The sequence below is a fragment of the Paenibacillus litoralis genome (assembly GCF_046244365.1).
GTDB lineage: Bacteria > Bacillota > Bacilli > Paenibacillales > NBRC-103111 > Paenibacillus_V.
On sequence record NZ_CP176395.1, the window covers coordinates 3,994,734 to 4,015,578 of the forward strand.

Genomic DNA, 20,845 nt, shown 5'->3' on the forward strand with positions numbered 1-20,845 from the left:
GAGAGAGGGGAAAACAGATGGGTAATTCGAAGGTGGCAAAACGCGCTGTCGTCGTAACGATCGCGGCGACGATGGCGCTTGGCGGCGCTCCCGTATGGGCGGAAACGACCGGGGGAACGGGAACGGCCCAAGGAAGCACGGCGACGGCGAAATCTAGCTTTCCCGATGTGGCGGTTTCGCACTGGGCGAACAAACATATTACGAAACTATCGCTGCTCGGAATCATTCAAGGATACGACGGCAAATTTTTCCCGGAGAACAATGTTTCCCAGCAAGATGCGCTTATTATGGCAATCCGCATGATGGGACTCGAGGATAAAGCGAAGGGGAACAGCGTCGAGACGGTCCTGCCTAAAAATATGGTCGTACGCAGCGACGCAAAACCTTACGTCATCCAGGCGATCGAGAGCGGGCTGATCAAAATTCAGGAAGAGTCCGACAGCGCGGGCAGCGGAGACAAAACGAGTTGGGGAGAGCGCGGCGCATCGCGCGAATGGATCGCCAAAATCGTCGTCCGCATGCTCGGCAAGCAAGGAGAAGCGGACAAGCAGCAAAACGGCTCGACTTCATTCTCCGATACGTCCAGCATGTCTTCCTGGGCAATCGGCTACATAAACGCGGCGGTAGGCATGAAGCTTGTGGATGGCTTCGAGGACGGAAGCTTCAAGCCGAAGGGCAGCGTAACGCGGGCCCAAATGGCGACATTCCTGAGCCGGGCTGCCAAAGACATCGCTCAGCTTTCGGGGCAAGCTTCGATCCGGTACATCGACCAGATTGGCGATAAGTCCATTCGGTTAGCCGATTCGGTCGGCACACTCTCAAGTTTTGGCGTAAGCGGCGCAACCGCTATTTTTAACGCTTCGAACGATCCCGGACAAATCAAGTTCAGCGATTTGAAAGCGGGCAGCGAAATCTACGTAGTGACGCAAGGTACGAATGCGGTTTATATCGAGGTGGTTCGCGAGGATGCCGGGATCGAAATGGCCGAGGGCGTTCTTGAAGAGGTCAATTTGGTCGAAATGAAGCTGAAACTGACTGCCGCTACCGGAACCGGCTGGTACGATCTGGCGCAAGCCGTCACGGTGCTCAACAAAGACGGCAGCGGGTCCAGTCTCGGCTCCTTGGAGAAGGGCAGCAAGCTTGCGCTTAAACGCTTGTCTTATCCAGCCGGCAGCAAGTTCAGCCAGGTAACAATCGTACAGCCGCCTGTCATCGCGAATGCCGAAGGTGCCGTACAAAGCGTCAAAGCTTCGGAAAATAAGCTGATCGTTGCGGAAAAAGATAAAGGCACGGTTGAGTACACGCTGGCGGCCGGTGCCGATATTACGTTTAAGGGCACGACCTCGACCGAGCTCGGCAAGCTTCAGCAAGGAGACAAGGTCAAGTACCAGACGCTTAACGGCGCCATTACGACGCTTGACGTCACTAAGCCTTATGCGGAGACGGTCGATCAAGGGAAGCTGGAATATGTAAGCTCGGACGCGGGCAATTCCTATGTGACCATCCGTAAAGCGGCCGGAAACAAACCGGCAAGCTATGACGTTCGCTCCGACGTTACGGTGACGATTCCCGGATTGTCATATGCGGGGGTCAAAGATTTGAAGGTAGGGGACGAACTGAAAGTCGAGCTTGACGACAATAACAACGTCACCGCCATTATCGTGATGTCCCGCTCGATTCGAACGACGTATATGGTTTCGGTTGTCAGCTACGACGCCGATACGAAATCGTTAACCGTTCTCCAGGACGGTCGTCCCGAAGCTTATGTGTTGAGCGATAACACGGTTATCGATAAGAACGGCTATCCGGTTACGGTCGCGAATTTCCCCAGTCAATTTCCAAAGGGCATGAAAATTGATCTGGTCGCTTCCCAAGGCGATAAATCCGTGCAAAAAATTATGGTATCCAATACGTACGAAGGAACCATCGCGCTTATCAACTCCACAACGTCCGATTTAACGATCAAAACGGATGACGGACAAATCTTGCCGTTAAAACTTAGCTCGTCTCCGCTAGTTGAGTTGGCAGGGGGACAAGGGGCTGCGGTTCCTTCCAAGCTGGCAGTCGACGACAAGGTCAAAGTGACGCTTAGTTCGTCGCAGGATCGGGTTAGCAGCGTGCAGCAAGTGAAAACAAAGCTGGTCCGGCTGGTTTTCAAGGATGAACCGAACCGCCAAATCAAAGTAATTGACGAATCGGGAGCAACGTCTACTTTTATCGTTAACTATGACGTTCCGATTATCAACTCGTCCAAAACAAATGCCGTTTTCGCGGATATGAGCATCGACGAGAACATGCATATTTCGTTTACGGGAACTAAAGTTACGAAAGTCGCTATGCAGTCAACCCTGCGCGGCTCGGTTACATCCGTTGATGCGGCAACCGGCAAACTGATCGTGCAAGAATCGTCGGGAACAAGGCAAACGATCGATACGGCGGGTAAATTCATCGTACGTCAAGGCAATGCTGCGAACGGTTCGCTTTCTTCCCTTAAGCAAGGAGACCGCATCGAGCTGAACGCCAATCCGGATGGCGGCTTCACGGCAACGGTTGCCGAGAAGCAGCAGAGAACGGTTTCCGGATACAATCCGAGCTCGAGGGTGCTCACGCTGCTGCTTAGAGCGATTGGCGATAAGACGGAATACGTGCTCCATCAGAACGTTTACGTTCACAGAGGGGATACGGCGGTCATTCCGAATTACCTGGTGGCGCAAGAGCAAGTTTCGATCTATTTGATCGACGGCAAGATTATTGAGGTAGAACGTCAGTAAGCCCTCATTCTGTGCTACTCACACACAGTTGACATGATCAGAATCCGGCAGCAAAGCGACAGGCTTTCGTTGCCGGATTCTTTGCGTTTTTTTCGCGTTGTGACCTATTCGAAATGCACCGCATGATGCCGGCAAAAAAAAGACAAGGAATTTTCGCTTTTTTGCGAAAAAGTTCGGTTTTTGATGAAGGAAAGCATTGATTATCCTTGTATGATTCTGTACACTGATGGGTATTGGGCAAAAGCTACTACTTGCAATGGGGGAGGGATGACGCCAAGTGGTCCAGAAACAAGTTCGACACGTGCTTGACACGATTGCGGAGATGTTTCCCGATGCGCATTGCGAGTTACGCCATTCCAATCCGTTCGAATTAACGATTGCGGTACTGCTATCCGCTCAATGCACGGATGAAACGGTCAATAAAGTGACCCAAACGCTGTTTGAGAAATATAAAAAGCCTGAAGATTATGTGTCCGTTCCGCTTGACGAGCTGGAGCAGGATATTCGCCGGATCGGGCTGTTCCGCAGCAAAGCCAAAAACATCCAAAGCTTGTGCCGAATTTTGTTGGATACATATGACGGAAACGTACCGGAGAAGCACGAGCAGCTTGTCGAGCTGCCCGGCGTGGGCAGGAAGACGGCTAACGTGGTCGTTTCGAATGCTTTCGGCGTACCGGCTATAGCTGTCGATACTCATGTCGAGCGTGTTTCCAAACGGTTGGGCATGGCGAAGGAAGAAGATTCGGTGCTGGAAGTCGAGAAGAAGCTGATGAAAAAGGTCCCGAAGGACGAATGGACGATAACGCACCACCGGCTCATTTTTTTCGGGAGATATCACTGCAAAGCGCAAAACCCTAGCTGTACCGTCTGCCCTCTCCTCGAGGGTTGCCGGGAGGGCAAAAAACGTATGAAAACGCCGAAGATTAGAAAGACTAGTAAGATTGTAAAGAGATAGCGACGATAACGAATAAGGATGGGATTAAAGATGAAATGCATCGCAGTTTATACGAAAAGCTTCGAACAATTTTCGGACATTTACGAGGAAGTTCTGAATACGCCGCTTGCGGAGAACGAAGAGCGCGAGGTTGAGGGCGTAGTGGTTAGCGAATCGGGTACCGTGCCGGAAAACTATTTGGATCGGATGAAGGTTCGTCCGGACGTTGTCGTCATGAAGGTGAAGGACAAGGATATTACGATTTTGCAGCACGGCGACGTGTTCGAGATCTTCATTCCCGAAGAAGAAAACGTACTGCTATAGAAGCCGGAAGCCGAATTTTTCGGCTTCTTTTTACACAAACGGAAGCCCCACGTCCAAGGTGGGGTTTTTTTGAAGAGGAAAGGCCTCCACAAAGCTTCAGTAGCGTGGGGTTATTTACGAGAGTACGGGAGAAGGCTGCGGAGAGGCAGCCGATCCCGGGTACGACCGGGCAGCGGGGGGAACAAGAATGAATAATCAAACGCTTTTGGACATTGCGCAGCTGATGCGGGAGTCGGGGGACGGTCTTCATGCGGAAAAGCTGGCGGAAGTTGAACGGAAATATTCGTCGGGCGAGCTGACGATCGCATTCTGCGGCCACTTTTCCGCGGGGAAATCCAGCCTGGTTAACCGGCTTTGCGGCCACCGGCTGCTGCCTTCCAGTCCGATTCCGACAAGCGCGAATATCGTAGCGATCCGGAATGGCGCTCCGGCGGTCAAAGTTACGCGCACGGGCGGTTCGGCGGGAGAGCGCACGGCGGTCATCGCTCCCGAAGAGCTTGACGCCTATTGCAAAAATGGGGAAGACATCGCATCCATCGATATTTCGTATCCGATTCCGCTGCTGGGCGACCGGCTGGCGCTTCTCGATACGCCGGGCGTCGATTCGACCGACGATGCGCACCGTATGGCGACGGAATCCGCCCTGCATTTGGCGGACGTCGTTTTTTACGTCATGGATTACAATCATGTGCTTTCCGAAATGAATTTCGAGTTTGCCAAAAAGCTGAAGGAATGGGGCAAGCCGATCTATTTGATCGTCAATCAAATCGACAAGCACCGCGAGCAGGAGCTGACCTTCGAGGCTTTCCGCCAAGGCGTTGCGGAGGCGTTCGCCAACTGGCATATTTCGCCTGACGGTTTCGTCTATTTGTCGTTGAAATATCCCGATCATCCGCATCATGAGTGGGAAAAGCTGCTCTGGCTGATCGGCAGCCTTCAGGAGAAGGCCGATGAGCTGCGCGAATGGTCCGCCATTTGTTCGGCGGATCAGCTGATTCGCGATCATGCCAAGGTGCTGGAAACGCAGAACGAGGCGGAGAAGAGCAAACTGGCCGAGATCGCCGCGGACGTAAAGCCGTTGCAGGACGCCCACGGCGCGGAAGCTGTGGACGAGGAGGGCGGCGAGGGAACGGAGCCGGAAACAGACGGCGGCGATGCGGCGTCTTTGACGGAAGCGCTCAACCTCAAACGCCGGGAGCTTGCCGCTTTGACGGAGCAGGCGGACAGGAAACTGGCGGATTGGAAGATAGAGCTCCAGAAGCTTTTGGACAACGCGAACATTACGCCGGCGGGTACGCGCGATTTGGCCGAGCATTACTTGCAAGCCCGGAAGCCAGGCTTTAAGGTCGGCTTTTTTGCAGGGGCTGCGAAGACGGCGAAGGAAACGGAAAGCCGGCTGGCGGCGTTTCAGGCCGATTTCAGCGAGCGCGTTCGGGCCAATATCGCTTGGCATTTGCAGACGTGGGTCAAGGCGGCGCTGGAAGAGACCGGTTTGAAGGGCGAAGCCTACTCAGGAGCAGTCGATTCGATAGCCTTCGAGGTATCTCCGCAGTGGCTCGCCAATCAGGTGCAGCCGGGCGCCAGCTTCACCGGGGAATATACGCTTAACTATGCGAAGCAGATCGCTGGCGAGGTGAAGACGCAGTTCCGCCGGCTGTCGCTCGAGGTGCTCGAGCGGGCGCATGCCGAGCTCGCGGAGGCGAGCCGGGCGGAGGCGGACGCTCTGCGCGCCGAGCTTGCGGCGCTGGAACGGCGCTGCGAAGCGCAGCAGGCGCTCGAGCGGCTGCGCGCGCAGGAGGCGGCGTATGCCGAGGCGCTGCGCCAGCGGCTGCGCGAGGGCGGAGCCGCCGCGAAGCCGGCGGTGCCGGACGGCGCGGCGCTTGAAGCCGCTGCGCCGTCCGCGCCGGGCGAGCGCGCCGCCGTGCCGGCGCCGGCGGAGCCGCAGCCGGCCGCCGCGAGCCGCGGCGAAGCCGCCTCGGCGGCGCAGGCGAAGGCGCCGCAGGCCGCCGCCGCAGGCGAGGGCGCCGCGGGCGCGCATGCCGCGCGGCTGCGGGACACCGCCGTGCAGCTGCGCGGCGCCGCCGAGCTGGTCGGCGGCATCCCGGCGCTCGGCTCGATCGCGCGCTCGATGCGCGAGAAAGCCGACCGGCTCGCCGGCAACCGCTTTACGATCGCCTTGTTCGGAGCGTTCAGCGCCGGCAAGTCCTCGTTCGCCAACGCGTTGCTCGGCGAACGGGTGCTGCCGGTTTCGCCGAACCCGACGACCGCGGCGATCAATACGATCGTACCGGCGACTCCGGAGCATCCGCACGGCACCGTGCGCGTGAAGATGAAGCAGGAGGAAGCGGTGCTCGAAGAGGTTCGCTACTCGCTTCGCGTGCTCGGTCATCCAAGCGGCGGCTGGGACGACGCGCTCGCCAAGATTGAAGCGATCGCGCCGCAGCAGGTGAACGCGGGCGGCAAAGCGCACTACACGTTCCTGAAGGCGGTCGCCAAGGGCTACGGCGAAGCGAAAGAAAGCTTCGGCCGGGAGCTGATCGCCGGTTTCGAGCAGTTTGCCTCGTATGTCGCCGAAGAACGGAAATCCTGTTTCGTCGAAACGATTGCGCTGCATTACGCAAACAAGCTGACCGACCAAGGCGTCGTGTTCGTCGATACGCCTGGGGCCGATTCGATTAATGCCCGGCATACCGGCGTCGCCTTTAACTATATAAAGAATGCTGACGCGATCTTGTTCGTCACGTATTATAATCATGCGTTTTCGCAGGCGGACCGTGAATTTTTGCTCCAGCTGGGGCGCGTCAAGGACAGCTTCGAGATGGATAAAATGTTTTTCATCGTCAATGCCGCCGATTTGGCGGAGGACAGCGACGAGCTCAAACAGGTCGTCGCGCATGTGGAAGATAACCTGCTCAAGCACGGGATTCGCAATCCGCGCATTTATCCGGTATCAAGCAAGCTGGCGGTTGAAGGCAAAATGCAGGCGGACCGCAAGCTCGTCGAAGAATCGGGCATCGAGCCCTTCGAGCAGGATTTCATCCGCTTTACGTTCGAGGAGCTGACCGGCATTACGGTGCGTGCGGCCAAGCACGAAATGAAACGCGCTTCCGCGCTTTTGCAGGAATGGATGGCGAGCGCGAGACAGGGCGAGGCTGAGCGCAAGGAACGGCTTCGCGCGCTGGACGACGCGTTTGAAGCGGTACAAGCGGAGCTGAAAGCCCCGCTCTCCGCAAGCTATGTGCAGGATATGGGGAAAGAAACGCAGGAGCTTTTGTATTACGTGAAGCAGCGGGCGATGTACCGCTTCGGCGACTTCTATCAGATGGCGTTCAACCCCGCTTCGCTGCGCGAGGACGGCGGCGATATCCGCAAGCTGCTTCGTTCCGCCTGGATCGAGCTGCAAAGGCTGCTTTCTTACGATTTCTCGCAAGAAGTACTCGCCACGACGCTGCGCGTCGAACAGTTTATGAACCGGAGCGCAGCAACCATGCTTTCGGAAAAAGCCGCGGGCGTGCGTGAGCGGCTGCCGGCATTTGAGAGCGAACCGTTTGAGAAAGCTTCCTTCACTACTCCGGAGGTAGAGGAGACGCTTGAGATCGGCGAGGCGGACGAGAAATGGCTGCATGGCTTTTTCAAAAGCGGGAAGCATTTCTTTGAAGGAGAAGGGAAGCAAAAGCTTCGTGCTTCGCTCGAGTCGAAGCTTGCCGAGCCGATCGCCGCTTATCTGGAGCGCCACCGGAGTTTGATTGCCGACATGTATGGCGGTCAGTTCGAACGACTGCTGCTGGAAAGGCGGGGCGCCTTGCTCGAAGCCGCCGCCGAGCATGTATCGGGTATCCGCGACGCGCTGGAGATGAAGGTCGATTTCGATAAGCTCAGGCATATGCAGGAGCAGCTCGAGGTGCTGTACGGGGAAGAAGCGGCCGTTAAAGCTTGACCCGCTTTTTATAACGAGAAAAAGACTGTTTCCTTTCGAAATGAAGGGAAGCAGTCTTTTTTGCGTGTCGGTAAAGGAACGTTCATCCTCTTTTACTACATGACCAATCATTCCGAAATGAAGCCGCTGCATGAAGCCGACACCGGGCGAATGGGCATCACGGATCGTTCGCGCGTCCGAACGGTTCGGAATTTTCCGCTATACCGATTTTCTCCGATTTGAACAATTTTCGCTTCGATAGAACAATATTCGCATGGGTTTTTCCGGGTTCCTACGGTTATGGGAAAGTTGGGAAAATAATGCGGAATGCGTTTTTTCTGTTTTTCACGAAAGGGCTTTCATTGGCCCTGAAAGGCACGATTTAAGAGAATACGTTGGATTGTGTTTGCATTTCAACATGATATGTAAGTATAAGCGGTTATATGCGGGATTCCACTCATTGCCGTATGTTTCATATGGTGCTAACATTCAACGTATTACGGGTACACAATTTGGTAAATCGCTTTCTATTCCAGCTTTTCCAGCCCGTAAACGCGCTAAATCGGTTTCGAAATCAACCACGCTAAGAGGAGGAGTTTTGCTGCAAAAATCTTGCGATTTGCGGGGCAAATCCGACGTAGGGGTGCGAAGCGATGTCGTTTCATCCGGCGGTGCGCTAACACCGCATGTTCCGAAGCACCACTTCTCAAAACGGAATTGGTTTCACGGGTTTCTGGGAAATTGAAAAGCTTTTCTGGTTGTAACTATGAATAATCATGCAGCGTATGCATTCAAAAACAGTTCCCTAAAGGAAAGGATCCAGGGTTGCGATGAGGCTTTCCCGGCGAGGGGAAGTTCAGTCGCTCCTACAATCTTATCCGGCAGAGGAAAACTATGCTTACGAAGAACTTTCCTGACGGAAAGTTTGTAGGGGGTTGTCACTGTGAACGTGTTCAAGCAATTGAAGGAGTATTATTGGCCGGATCGAAAGCTTTTGTTTGTATCGATCGGATGTCTGGTATTAGCCACGGCGCTCGGGCTCGTTTATCCGAACCTGCTGCGCTATTTGATCGACGATGTAATCCGTAAAGAGGAATACGGCATGGTGCCGAGGCTGGCGCTTGCGGTCGTATGCGTCGTATCCGTCAAAGGGCTGCTGCAATACCTGCACGGCTTGTCGGGCGGCTGGCTCGGCAACAAAGTCGCTTACAACATGAGGGGCGCGCTTTATCACAAATTGCAATTTTTGTCCTTTCAATATTATGACAAGGCCCGCACGGGCGACTTGATGTCGAGGCTAACGGCCGATTTGGAGGCAATCCGCCAGTTCATCGGGTTTGGGTTCGCGCAAATTTTGAACGTCGTGCTCATGGTGGTATTCGGCTCGGCCATGATGTTCTCGCTGAACTGGAAGCTGACGCTCATCACGTTCGTGACCATGCCGTTTCTCGTCTTCACCGCGATGAAATTCGAGAAAAACATCCATCCCGCCTTTCGCAGCATCCGCAAATCGATGAGCGATTTGACGACGGCGGTTCAGGAAAATATTACCGGCGTTCGCACGGTGAAATCGTTTGCGCGCGAGCCTTACGAAATCGACAAATTTTCCGAGCGCAGCACCGCTTATAAAGATACGAACATCCAAACCTCGAACATTTGGGCGAAATACTTTCCGGTTATGGAGCTGTTCGCAAATTTAAGCGTAGTCGTGCTTCTTGGCGCCGGCGGTTACCTGGTGATCGAAGAATCGATGACGATCGGCGAGCTGGTCGCATTCTTCAGCCTAATCTGGTACATTATCGGTCCTATGTGGGGCATAGGCTTCCACATTAATAACTATACGCAATCCAAAGCATCCGGTGAGCGCGTACTGGAGATTTTGCACCAATACGTTCACGTCAAAGACAAGGAAAACGCCGTAAAGCTGATTCCGGATCAAGTAAAAGGCCATGTACGGTATGAAAACGTTACGTTTGCCTATCCGGATGCCAAGCCGGCGCTTACCGATTTCAGTTTGGATGCCCCTCCGGGCAGCGTGATCGGCATGCTTGGCGGTACGGGCGCGGGTAAATCGACCGTGATTCAGCTGCTGCTGAGGGCGTACAACATCAAAGAAGGCAAAATCACGCTGGATGGGCGTAATATCGCCGATATTCAAGTTCGGGATCTGCGCGAACAGACGGCGCTCGTATTCCAAGAGACGTTCCTGTTCTCCGCTTCGATTCGGAACAACATTGCGTACGGCAACCGCGACGTTTCGCTGGAGCAAATTATCGAGGCCTCGAAGATGGCTAAAGCGCATGATTTCATCATGGAGCTGCCTCTCGGGTACGATACGATCGTCGGCGAGCGCGGACTCGGATTGTCCGGCGGGCAAAAGCAGCGTATCGCGATTGCCAGGGCGCTGCTCAAGGATCCGAAAATTTTGATTCTCGATGACGCGACAAGCGCCGTCGACATGGAAACCGAGCATGAGATCCAAGCCGGCTTCAAGCAGCTGATGAAGGGACGTACGACATTTATCATCGCGCACCGTATTTCTTCGCTTCGTCATGCCGACGAGATTATCGTATTAGACAAGGGCCATACCGTGCAGCGCGGATCGCATGAAGAGCTGCTGAAGCAGCCGGGGCCGTATCTCGACACGTATAACATTCAATATGCGGATCGACCGCAGGAAGACAATAACGGCCATGATGCCGCCGAGCATGAGGAGCAAGGCAAATTGGCGGAAGTCATTCGTTTGGAGAGGAGGCTGGCGCAGTGAGCGGACAGCAGGAAGAACGAAGTCGGCAGGAAACGGCGGATAACGGAAGCCAGGCCGAGCCGGAAGTGAAAACGGGAGACGCCGGCCCCAATCAAGCAAAGGCGAATGAACGTTTTACTTATCAAGACGACGAAGTGATGGAGAAGGCATTCGACTGGAGCCAGCTGCGCCGGTTGTCGCACTATTTGAAGCCTTACGGGCGTCAAATGATGCCGATCATCATCATTACGATGCTGCTTGGTACGCTTACCAAGCTGGCGATCCCTTTTCTGATCACGCTGGCAATCGACGATGCCTTAATCGCAGGAAACAGCTCGAAGCTGATTACGATCGTGTGCATTATGGCCGGCGTTTACGTAGTCCAGTGGCTGGCGAATAATTACCGCATCCGCTATATGAACAACATCGGACAGAAGGTCATTTACGACCTGAGGAAGGATTTGTTCAGCCACATCCAGCAGCTTTCGTTCCGTTTTTTCGATAAGCGTCCGGCGGGCTCTGTGCTCGTTCGCGTGACGAACGACGTAAACTCGATGCAGGATTTGTTTACGAACGGCGTCGTGAACGTGCTGATCGATCTGGTGCAGCTGGTCGGTATCATCATTATTTTGCTCAGTATGAACGTGAAGCTGGGGCTTGCGATCATCGTTACCGTACCGCTTATGTTCCTCGTGTCGACTACGCTGCGCAAGCGGATCCGCCGGGCATGGCAGGACGTTCGGACGAAGCAGTCGCGGATCAACTCCCACTTGAACGAATCCATTCAGGGGATTAAAGTGACGCAGGCGTTTACGCAGGAAAAGGAAAATATCGGCTATTTCAAAAATATGAACGATACGAACCGCAAGTCGTGGAACAACGCAACCGCGCTGAACCAAAGCTTCGGACCGATCATCGAGGTAACCGGGGCGATCGGGTATTGCATCTTGTTCTGGTACGGCGCTTCACTCGTGCAGAGCGGCGCAGTGACGATCGGCGTATTGGTCGGCTTCGCGACTTACATCGGCAACTTCTGGGAGCCGATCAACCGTTTGGGACAAATGTATTCGCAGCTTTTGATCGCCATGGCCTCCTCGGAGCGCATTTTCGAATTTATGGATGAGAAGCCCAACGTTGCCGAAGCGAAGCATGCAACCAAGCTGCCGCCGATCAAAGGGAACATTCATTTTGAAGACATCGTGTTCGAATACGAAAAAGACCGCCCTGCGCTTCGCGGCATTAGCCTGAAAGTGCGGGCAGGGCAGTCGGTGGCGCTCGTCGGACATACCGGCTCGGGCAAAAGCACGATCATTAACCTGCTTTGCCGCTTCTACGATCCGGTACAAGGAAACGTGATCCTTGACGGTCACGATATCCGCGACGTCACCATCGAAAGCTTGCGTTCGCAGGTCGGCATCGTGCTGCAGGATACGTTCATTTTCTCGGGTACGATCCGCGACAACATCCGCTTCGGCAAGCTGAATGCGACCGACGAGGAAGTGGAAGCGGCGGCCAAAGCCGTCCATGCGCACGATTTTATCGTCAACCTGCCGCAGGGCTACGATACCGAGGTGCAGGAGCGCGGCAACGTGCTGTCGATGGGGCAGCGTCAGCTTTTATCCTTTGCGCGTGCTCTGCTCGCCGATCCTCGCGTGCTCATTCTCGACGAAGCGACGGCCAGCATCGATACGGAAACCGAGCTGAAAATTCAGGAGGCGCTCAAGACGCTGCTTCAAGGCCGCACCTCCTTTATTATCGCGCATCGGTTGTCGACGATCCGCAGCTGTGACAATATCGTGGTGCTTGATCACGGCCGCATTATGGAAAGCGGCAGCCACGAGCAGCTGATGGAGCATCAAGGCATTTATTACGGCTTGATTCAAGCGCAGTACCGCTTTCTTAGCGAAGCAAGCTAGAGGATAAAGCTCTTCCCTCCGAAGCGAAGGCAGCCTGAAAAGACGCAAGTTATTTTCATGTTGCCTTCCCGGAGGTTTTCTTTTACACTTGATGTTAACGTGAACAATTCAGTTGAATCGCTCATATAGCTTACTTTCATTTCCCCATTCGAAGGAGTGTAAAATCCATGAAGAGCAAATTTTCGGCACAGCTGTATACGCTTCGCAACGAGCTTGAGAAAGACTTTCCCGGCGTTCTGCGCGAGTTGAAAAAAATGGGTTGGGCCGGCGTGCAAATTTCCGGACTGCGCGGCTACAGCGCGGAAGAAATCGCATCGGTGCTGAAGGAAACGGGGCTCGGCACGGCAGGGATGCATATCGGGCTTGACCGGTTCCGCGGCGAGCTGGACACGGTGCTTGAGGAGGCCCGTCTTTTTAACACGAAAGACTTGATTTTGCCGGGTCTTCCCGAGTCCGTGCGCAATGAAGATGGATACCGCACGATCCGCAGCGAAATGAACGATATTGCCCGCAAGCTTGCTCCGCAAGGCTATCGGATCAGCTATCATAACCATGCTTGGGAATTCGACACGGTCATCGAAGGCAAGTCGGCGCTCGAATATTTGCTGGAGCCTGCTCCGGACAATGCGCTGCTCGCCGAAATCGACGTTTATTGGGTGAAAAGAGGGGGCAGCGACCCGGTTTCGTTCATCTCTCCTTACGCAAACCGGATGCCGATCATTCACTTGAAGGATATGACGAACGACGAACGGCAAACGTTCGCCGAAATCGGCACGGGCGTCATCGATTTTGCGCCGATTTTGACTTGGGGCGAGCAAAACGGCATCGAATGGTACTGCGTCGAGCAGGACGTATGCCCGGGCAACCCGATGGACAGCATGCAGATCAGCTTGGATAACCTGAACAAGCTTGCCGACGAGCTGGCGAAATAACGTAACGGCAAGACGATAGGAAACCGGAACCCGCATCCATATGCGGGTTTTTTGTTGATTTCCAAGACAGGTAGGGAGGCAAGACGTAACAGAAAGCAGGGAAGGTGAGAAGAGGGGGCGGGTATGGGGTGGAAGAGCGGCTGGAATCTCATACCCGTCTCCTCTCCCACGCGCAGACGTAAGGCTTCGCACAAAAAGGACCGACAGGGTGAAACTTCCCTGACGGTTGATCCTTGTCACTGCCCGGTTATCCGGCAGTTTTCCTTCACATGCAGTCACCGATTGGGCATTAGCTGAATAGGCTACTCATGACGACTCGAATGGTTGATGCGCCGGCGTTATTGCTGCGTTGCAGGGGCGTCTGGAAGCGCCCTGCGGCCGGCGAGCCGACGGAACCCGGGATCTGCTCGTACCGGATTGAAAATGGAAGTTCTTGCGAAAAGGTTGAGCTGCAAGTCTGACGGCTTGCCGCTTACGAAGCTGCGTTTCTCGCGAAACGGAGTAGCAAGTCTGACGACTTGCCGCTTACGAAGTAACTTTTCTTGCGAAAAGTTTGAGGAGGTCCCCCCACATGCATATTGAAGTTGTTAGACCGGGCGATTCGGTCTGGGCGATTGCCCAGCGCTACGGCGTGACACCGGCCTCGATTATCGAGGCGAACGGCATTTCGAACCCGCAGCGTCTTGTGATCGGGCAGTCGCTCGTCGTACCGACGGCGGGCTCGATTCATACGGTACGGCCCGGTGAAAGCCTGTGGTCGATTGCCCAGCTGTACGGGGTAACGATGCAGGAGATCAGCCGGTTGAACCCGTCGATCCATTTTGCTCAGCTGCAGCCCGGAATGGTTATTCGCATACCGATCCGGCCGAAGCCGACGATCGAGGTCAACTCCTATTTGCAGCCGACCGGAACGGCTCAGGATGCGGAACGCGTGAAGACGGCAGCTCCCCATTCCACGTATATCAGCATGTTCCAATACCGGGTTACGCGCGAAGGCGATCTCGTTGCTCCCCGTGTCGACCAGGCGCTGTCGGCGATGAAGGATACGAAAGCCGTGCCTATGATGGTCATTACGAATTTCGAGGAGGGCACGTTTTCGGGCGACATAGGCGCCGCCATCCTCCGGAACGAATCGGTCCGGAGCAATCTCATCCGCAATGTGCTGAACGTGATGAAGGATAAAGGCTACTATGCGCTAAACATCGACTTCGAGCATTTGTATCCGGAGGACCGCGAGAAGTATAACGACTTTTTGCGGGAAATTACGCGGCAAGCCCATCTGGAGGGCCATTTGGTTTCTACGGCTCTTGCGCCCAAAACAAGCGCCGCGCAGGCCGGGCAATGGTACGAAGCGCATGATTACGCCGCACACGGCCGCATCGTCGACTTTGTCATCATCATGACGTACGAATGGGGCTGGTCGGGAGGTCCGCCGATGGCGGTCGCGCCGATTCCGCAGGTACGAAAAGTGCTGGACTACGCCGTATCCGTTATTCCGCGGAAAAAAATTATGATGGGCGCACCCTTGTACGGATACGATTGGACCTTGCCTTTTGTCAAAGGAGGCAAGTTCGCCCGCACGCTCGGCATCGATGAAGCGGTCGAGCAGGCGGCCCGCGTCAACGCCGCGATACAGTACGATTACACGTCCCAGGCTCCTCACTATACCTACTTTGACCGGGACGGAAAAGAGCATGTCGTCTGGTTCGAGGATCCGCGCAGCATGCAAGCCAAGTTTAATTTAATTAAAGAATACGGCCTCCGCGGCATCAGCTACTGGGTGCTCGGCAAGCCGTTCACGTCAAATTGGGTGCTGCTTGAGGACAATTTCAAAATCAAATCGTATAAATAAACGGGTTGCAGGCGGTCCTTTGGGGCCGCTTTTTCGTTTCTATCCGGGGGAACGGCTTCCGCGTCTTGGCGTAAGCGTTTTCTTCAATTAGTTGCAAAATTTGGAGCGAACATTTAATCTTATTGTACGTGCTTGTCGATAAAACAAAGTAACGGAATCAACCGGCGGTTGCCGCAGACATGCCGCAGACGCTCTGGCTGTGCACCGGTCTTGCAGGGGAGGGCCATAATGAGATCGACGCGTTTGTTGTGGAGAGTCGCGGGAATTGCCGGACTGCTTGCCACCTTATTGTTCGTATTCGGATTCGGCTATGCGGTCAAGGACATTTTATTTCCTTCGGCGGCAGGCGAATTTGACGGCGCTCAGACGCCCGATCGGCAGGACAACATGCTTTCGCAGGACAAAATAAACATTCTTGCCCTAGGCGATTCTTTGACCAAAGGGACAGGCGATCAAACCGGCGAGGGGTATGTCGGCAAAGTGAAAAAAGGGCTTGAAGCGGCATACAAGAAGCCCGTCTTCATCTGGAACTATGCGGTGAACGGCCAGCTCTCGGAGCAGCTGCTGATGCAGCTGAACGCGGCGGACAGTCAGCTGCCCGGCTTCGTCAAGCAAGCGAACGTCATTATGCTGACGATCGGGGGCAACGACCTGAACCGTGCGGCGAACATTGCCGGCGGGTCGGCTCCTGCATCGCCTGCACCGGGAGCGCCTGCCGTATCGCCGGGCACGGCCGTTACGCCTGCGCCGACTGCCCAAGCGACGCCTAAGCCGCCCTCGGCTTCCGGCACTGCCGCTTTGCCCGAATCGCTGAACCTCGATTTCGATTCGCTGCGCAAGCAGCTTCCCGCAGCGGCGGACAAGCTTGCCGCCATTCTGGCGAAGCTCGCCGAGCTGAACCCGAAAGCCCGTATCGTATATGTGGGGCTTTACCATCCGTATTTGGATTCCGATCCGGACCGGATCGGATCGCCTGTCATTCAGGAGTGGAATGCGAAGGCGTTCGCCTCGGCGAACCGATACGCCAATGTAACGGTCGTGCCGACCTACGATTTGTTTGAACGCGAACAGACGCGTTATTTGTCCGTCGACCATTTTCATCCGAATGCGCTCGGCTACGAGCGGATGGCGGAGCGCGTGCTGCAGGTGCTGGAGTAAAGCGAAGGGAGAGGTGCGGGGTGAGCGACGTTTCAACCGTGCTGTCCGTCAGGGGCATCACCAAAACGATCAAAAATAAGCAAATCATCAAAGGGATATCGTTCGACGTTTACGCGGGCGAAGTGTTCGGCTTTCTAGGTCCGAACGGGGCAGGCAAGACGACGACGATTCGTATGCTGGTAGATCTGATTAAGCCGACGACCGGCACGATCTCGATATGCGGCGTGCCGGTCGGCGAGCGCCCTAACGACGCTTTGCGGAACATCGGCTGCATCGTCGAAAACCCGGAGCTATACAGCTATTTGTCCGGCTGGGAAAATCTCGAGCATTTCGCGCGAATGCTGCCGGACGTCGATGATGCGCGCATACGCGAAGTCGTGGCCATTGTCGGCATGGATAAGCGCATTTACGATAAGGTTCGCACTTACTCGCTCGGCATGCGCCAGCGGCTCGGCATTGCGCAGGCACTACTCGGCAGGCCACGGCTGCTCATTCTCGACGAGCCGACGAACGGACTCGATCCGCAGGGCATCAAGGAAATGCGCGTGTTCATTCGCAATTTGGCTAAAGACGGACTGAGCGTCTTCGTTTCGAGTCATTTGCTGAGCGAAATTCAACTGATGTGCGACCGGGTTGCGATTATCAGCCACGGGAGCGTCATCGCCGTAGGCGAAGTTTCGGAGCTGCTCAGCCGGTCCGAAGCGTCGGTCGTTTGGCGGGCCGTTCCGGCCGAACGCGCGCTTGCGGTTTTGCGTCAGAGCGGCTGGAACGGAACCGTTCGCGAGACGGAAGCCGGCCCGGAGCCGGACGGCCTCTCGCTGACGGCCGCGTCGCTCGGTACAGCCGGACCTGAACGAACCACCGCGACGGCGGAGAAGATATCCGCGGCAAGAATCGCTACGATCGACGCGGATATGCCGCAGCATGACATCCCCCGCGTAAACCGCCTTATGGTGGAGGCGGACGTCGACGTTTACGCGATTACGGTCTACAACCCGACGCTGGAAGATCTGTTCCTGCGCCTGACGGAGGGTGAAACGATTGATTAGGCTGCTGCCGCTCATTCAGAACGAAACCGTTAAAATGCTCAAAAAAAGGCGGTTTCTCGTCGTTATTCTAATCGTCGCCATCCTCGTGCCTGTTTTTACATACGGACAACTGAAAGTCGCGCAAAATACGCGCAAGCAGTTCGGTACCGACAACTGGCGCGTGACCGAGCAGCAAAAAATTTCGGATATTACGAACCGGCTTTCCAGCGGACGCGTGACCGAGGAATGGAAAAAGATGCTGCGTGTCGAGCTCAGAAAGTCACAGTATGCGCTCGAGAAGAACATTGACCCGAACAGCCCGAACGGGGTTACCTTCACGCGCGAATTTATGAAAAACTCGGTGACGCTCTTCCTGCCGCTGCTTATTGCGGTTATTGCGGCGGATATCGTATCGTCGGAGCAGTCGACGGGCACGATCAAAATTTTGCTGACGCGGCCCGTACGGCGCTGGAGAGTGCTCATGAGCAAATTTTTGACGCTGGTTCTGTTCGTCTCGCTCATCATTCTGTCGACAGGAGCGCTTGCTTATCTAATCTCCGGGCTTGTGTTCGGTTACGGGGGATGGACCGCTCCGGTGCTGACGGGCTATCAGTTCGTCGGCGGCGAGCTGAGCACGGCCAATACGCATGCGATCGAGCAGTGGCAGTTTCTTTTAATGGAATTCGGGCTCGCCTGGTTTTCCTGCGTCGTCGTCGCCTGCATGTCGCTTATGGTTTCCGTGCTCGTACGCAGCACGGCCGCGGGGATCGGCATTATGCTGGCCACGCTGATTGCGGGCACGATCCTCGCGAACATGGTATCATCATGGGAAACGGCCAAATATTTATTTATGGTCAACATCGACACGATCGGCTATTTGGTCGGATCGCCGCCGCCGATCGCGGGAATGACGATCACTTTTTCACTGGCCGTACTGGCGATTTGGGCGGCTGCCGCTTTATTTGTGGCATTCCGCGTATTTACGAAACGGGATATTTTGAATTAAGATAGCAGAGTGACGAATTACGGGTAACGGACAGCAAGCGGAAATCCGGCAACTGGAACCGCCATCGAAACCGTTTCTTTCGTGCCGGCAGCGTGCCTCTGCGGGTTTGTCCGCAGTACTGCCGGCATATTTCGTATCGTCAGAGCATGCAAGCGCCGGCGATTTCTCGATTGCCAGGTAACCGAATATCGTTTTGGACGATGCTTTTGAAGTCGTTTTCTGTGTAAATGTTTAGGACGGCACAGCCGTTATCCTTGGAGGGGGCTTTACGAATGGCCGAACAGATCGATTTGTTTGGAACGAAAACCGTTCCGCAGCAAACGCCGCAAAAGGCGGACTATGATGCGGATGACATACAAGTACTGGAAGGGCTTGTCGCCGTACGCAAGCGGCCGGGGATGTATATCGGCAGCACGAGCGCTTCCGGCCTGCATCACTTGGTTTGGGAAATCGTCGACAATGCGGTCGACGAGCATTTGGCCAAATATTGCACGACGATCGATGTAACGATCCATACGGACCAATCGGTCACCGTGCGGGACAACGGCCGCGGTATTCCGACCGGCATGCACAAGACGGGAGTTCCGACGCCGCAGGTCGTTTTTACGATGCTTCATGCGGGGGGCAAGTTCGGCGGCTCCGGCTACAAAAAGTCGGGCGGACTGCACGGCGTTGGCGCCTCGGTAACCAATGCCTTGTCCGAGTGGCTGGAAGTGGAGATTTTCCGCGACGGCAAAATACATAAGCAGCGGTTCGAATATTGGGTCGACGCGAACGGCAAGGAGCATGTAGGCGAGCCGGTATCCGGCCTCGAGGTGATCGGCAACACGAACCGTACGGGGACGAAGGTTACGTTCAAGCCGGACAAGCGCGTGTTTCACGGAGGAACGGCGATCAATCACGATACGCTTGCCGAGAGGCTGCAGGAAATCGCGTTTCTGAACTCGGGGCTGAAGGTGAATCTGAAGGACGAGCGTTCCGGAAGACAGGATTCCTTCGAGTACGCGGGCGGAGCTAGTCAATTCGTCCGCTTCTTGAACGAAGAGAAAACGGTGCTGCACGACGTCATTCATTTCAGCGCGGAGAAGGACGAGATCGAGGTCGAGGTCGCCATTCAATATAACGACGGCTATACGGAGACGCTCGCCTCCTTCGTTAACTCGATTCCGACCCGGGGCGGCGGTACGCACGAAACGGGCTTCAAAACGGCATTCACCCGCGTGATGAACGATTATGCCCGCAAGCTGACCATCCTTAAGGAAAAGGACAAAAACCTCGACGGAACCGATCTCCGCGAAGGCATGATGGCGGTCATCAATATCAAGATGGGCGACGTCGAGTTTGTCGGACAAACGAAGGACCAGCTCGGCAGCCAATCGGCCCGCAGTGCGGTCGACTCGGTCGTAGCGGACAAAATGGCGGTTTTCCTCGAGGAAAATCCGCAGACGGCGCAGCAGCTGCTCAAAAAAGCGGTACAGGCGTCAAAAGCCCGCGAAGCGGCGCGTAAAGCGCGCGAAGAGGTCCGCAGCGGCAAGAAGGGGAAGAGCGAAAGCTCGAACCTGAACGGCAAGCTGACGCCGGCGCAGTCGAAGGATCATGCGAGCAACGAGCTTTTTATCGTCGAAGGCGATTCGGCCGGCGGCTCGGCCAAGCAAGGGCGCGACTCGAAGCATCAGGCCATTTTGCCGCTCAAAGGAAAGCCGATGAACCCCGAGAAGGCGAAGCTCATCGATATCATGAAGAACGACGAGTATAAAGCGATCATTTCGGCTATCGGCGCGGGCGTCGGCTCCGAGTTCGATCCCGAGGAGAGCAACTACGGCAAAATCATTATCATGACCGACGCCGATACGGACGGCGCGCACATTCAGGTGCTGCTGCTGACCTTCTTCTACCGGTACATGAAGCCTTTGATCGACACGGGCCGGGTGTTTATCGCCCAGCCGCCGTTGTTTAAAGCCAGCAAGAAGAGCGGCAAATCGACGACGATCCAGTATGCTTACTCCGAAGACGATCTTCAGGTCGTCCTGAAGGCGATGGGCAAGCAAGTGGAGCTGCAGCGCTTCAAGGGGCTCGGCGAAATGAATCCCGATCAGCTGTGGGAGACGACGATGGATCCGGCGACGCGCAAGCTGTTCCAGGTGCAGATCGAGGATGCCGCGAAAGCGGAACGCCGGGTCACGACGCTTATGGGCGACAAGGTTGATCCGCGCAAGCGCTGGATCATCGAGAACGTCGATTTCACCGAGTATGAGGAGTAGT

General features: G+C 55.3%; 13 protein-coding genes. All 13 read left to right on the forward strand.

The window, feature by feature from the left end:
• The first annotated feature begins 17 nt into the window (after positions 1-17).
• The gene (locus tag ACKGJP_RS16305) at positions 18-2,771 is read left to right on the forward strand and encodes an S-layer homology domain-containing protein (RefSeq protein WP_409346672.1); all 2,754 of its coding nucleotides are present in this window, start codon (positions 18-20) and stop codon (positions 2,769-2,771) included.
• A gap of 277 nt (positions 2,772-3,048) precedes the next feature.
• Entirely contained in the window at positions 3,049-3,726 is a 678-nt protein-coding gene (gene nth / locus ACKGJP_RS16310) for an endonuclease III (RefSeq protein ID WP_409346673.1), read from the forward strand.
• 30 nt (positions 3,727-3,756) lie between these two features.
• The gene (locus ACKGJP_RS16315; RefSeq protein WP_409346674.1) at positions 3,757-4,029 is read left to right on the forward strand and encodes an NAD/NADP transhydrogenase alpha subunit; all 273 of its coding nucleotides are present in this window, start codon (positions 3,757-3,759) and stop codon (positions 4,027-4,029) included.
• A gap of 187 nt (positions 4,030-4,216) precedes the next feature.
• A complete protein-coding gene (locus tag ACKGJP_RS16320) occupies positions 4,217-7,966 on the forward strand; it encodes a dynamin family protein (RefSeq protein ID WP_409346675.1) in 3,750 nt (1,249 codons plus the stop codon).
• A 60-nt stretch (positions 7,967-8,026) separates the two neighbouring features.
• On the forward strand, positions 8,027-8,188 hold the full coding sequence (locus ACKGJP_RS16325; RefSeq protein WP_409346676.1) for a hypothetical protein: 162 nt from the start codon (positions 8,027-8,029) through the stop codon (positions 8,186-8,188).
• A 700-nt stretch (positions 8,189-8,888) separates the two neighbouring features.
• Positions 8,889-10,712, forward strand: coding sequence for an ABC transporter ATP-binding protein (locus ACKGJP_RS16330; protein ID WP_409346677.1), 1,824 nt, complete (start codon positions 8,889-8,891; stop codon positions 10,710-10,712).
• A 65-nt stretch (positions 10,713-10,777) separates the two neighbouring features.
• Entirely contained in the window at positions 10,778-12,607 is a 1,830-nt protein-coding gene (locus tag ACKGJP_RS16335; protein ID WP_409347179.1) for an ABC transporter ATP-binding protein, read from the forward strand.
• A gap of 167 nt (positions 12,608-12,774) precedes the next feature.
• Positions 12,775-13,539 carry a sugar phosphate isomerase/epimerase family protein gene (locus ACKGJP_RS16340; RefSeq protein ID WP_409346678.1) on the forward strand — a complete coding sequence of 255 codons (765 nt, stop codon included), beginning with the start codon at positions 12,775-12,777 and terminating at the stop codon, positions 13,537-13,539.
• A gap of 571 nt (positions 13,540-14,110) precedes the next feature.
• Positions 14,111-15,391 (forward strand): LysM peptidoglycan-binding domain-containing protein, encoded by a 1,281-nt coding sequence (locus ACKGJP_RS16345; protein ID WP_409346679.1) that lies wholly within the window; start codon positions 14,111-14,113, stop codon positions 15,389-15,391.
• Positions 15,392-15,619: 228 nt separating this feature from the next.
• Positions 15,620-16,549 carry a GDSL-type esterase/lipase family protein gene (locus ACKGJP_RS16350; protein WP_409346680.1) on the forward strand — a complete coding sequence of 310 codons (930 nt, stop codon included), beginning with the start codon at positions 15,620-15,622 and terminating at the stop codon, positions 16,547-16,549.
• A 20-nt stretch (positions 16,550-16,569) separates the two neighbouring features.
• Positions 16,570-17,598: an ABC transporter ATP-binding protein gene (locus ACKGJP_RS16355; RefSeq protein ID WP_409346681.1), complete on the forward strand. Its 1,029-nt coding sequence runs from the start codon at positions 16,570-16,572 to the stop codon at positions 17,596-17,598.
• Positions 17,591-18,583 carry an ABC transporter permease gene (locus ACKGJP_RS16360; RefSeq protein WP_409346682.1) on the forward strand — a complete coding sequence of 331 codons (993 nt, stop codon included), beginning with the start codon at positions 17,591-17,593 and terminating at the stop codon, positions 18,581-18,583. Before ACKGJP_RS16355 ends, ACKGJP_RS16360 begins: the two co-directional genes overlap by 8 nt.
• Positions 18,584-18,855: 272 nt before the next feature.
• Positions 18,856-20,844, forward strand: coding sequence for a DNA topoisomerase IV subunit B (gene parE, locus ACKGJP_RS16365; protein WP_409346683.1), 1,989 nt, complete (start codon positions 18,856-18,858; stop codon positions 20,842-20,844).
• The last annotated feature ends 1 nt before the right edge of the window (position 20,845 follow it).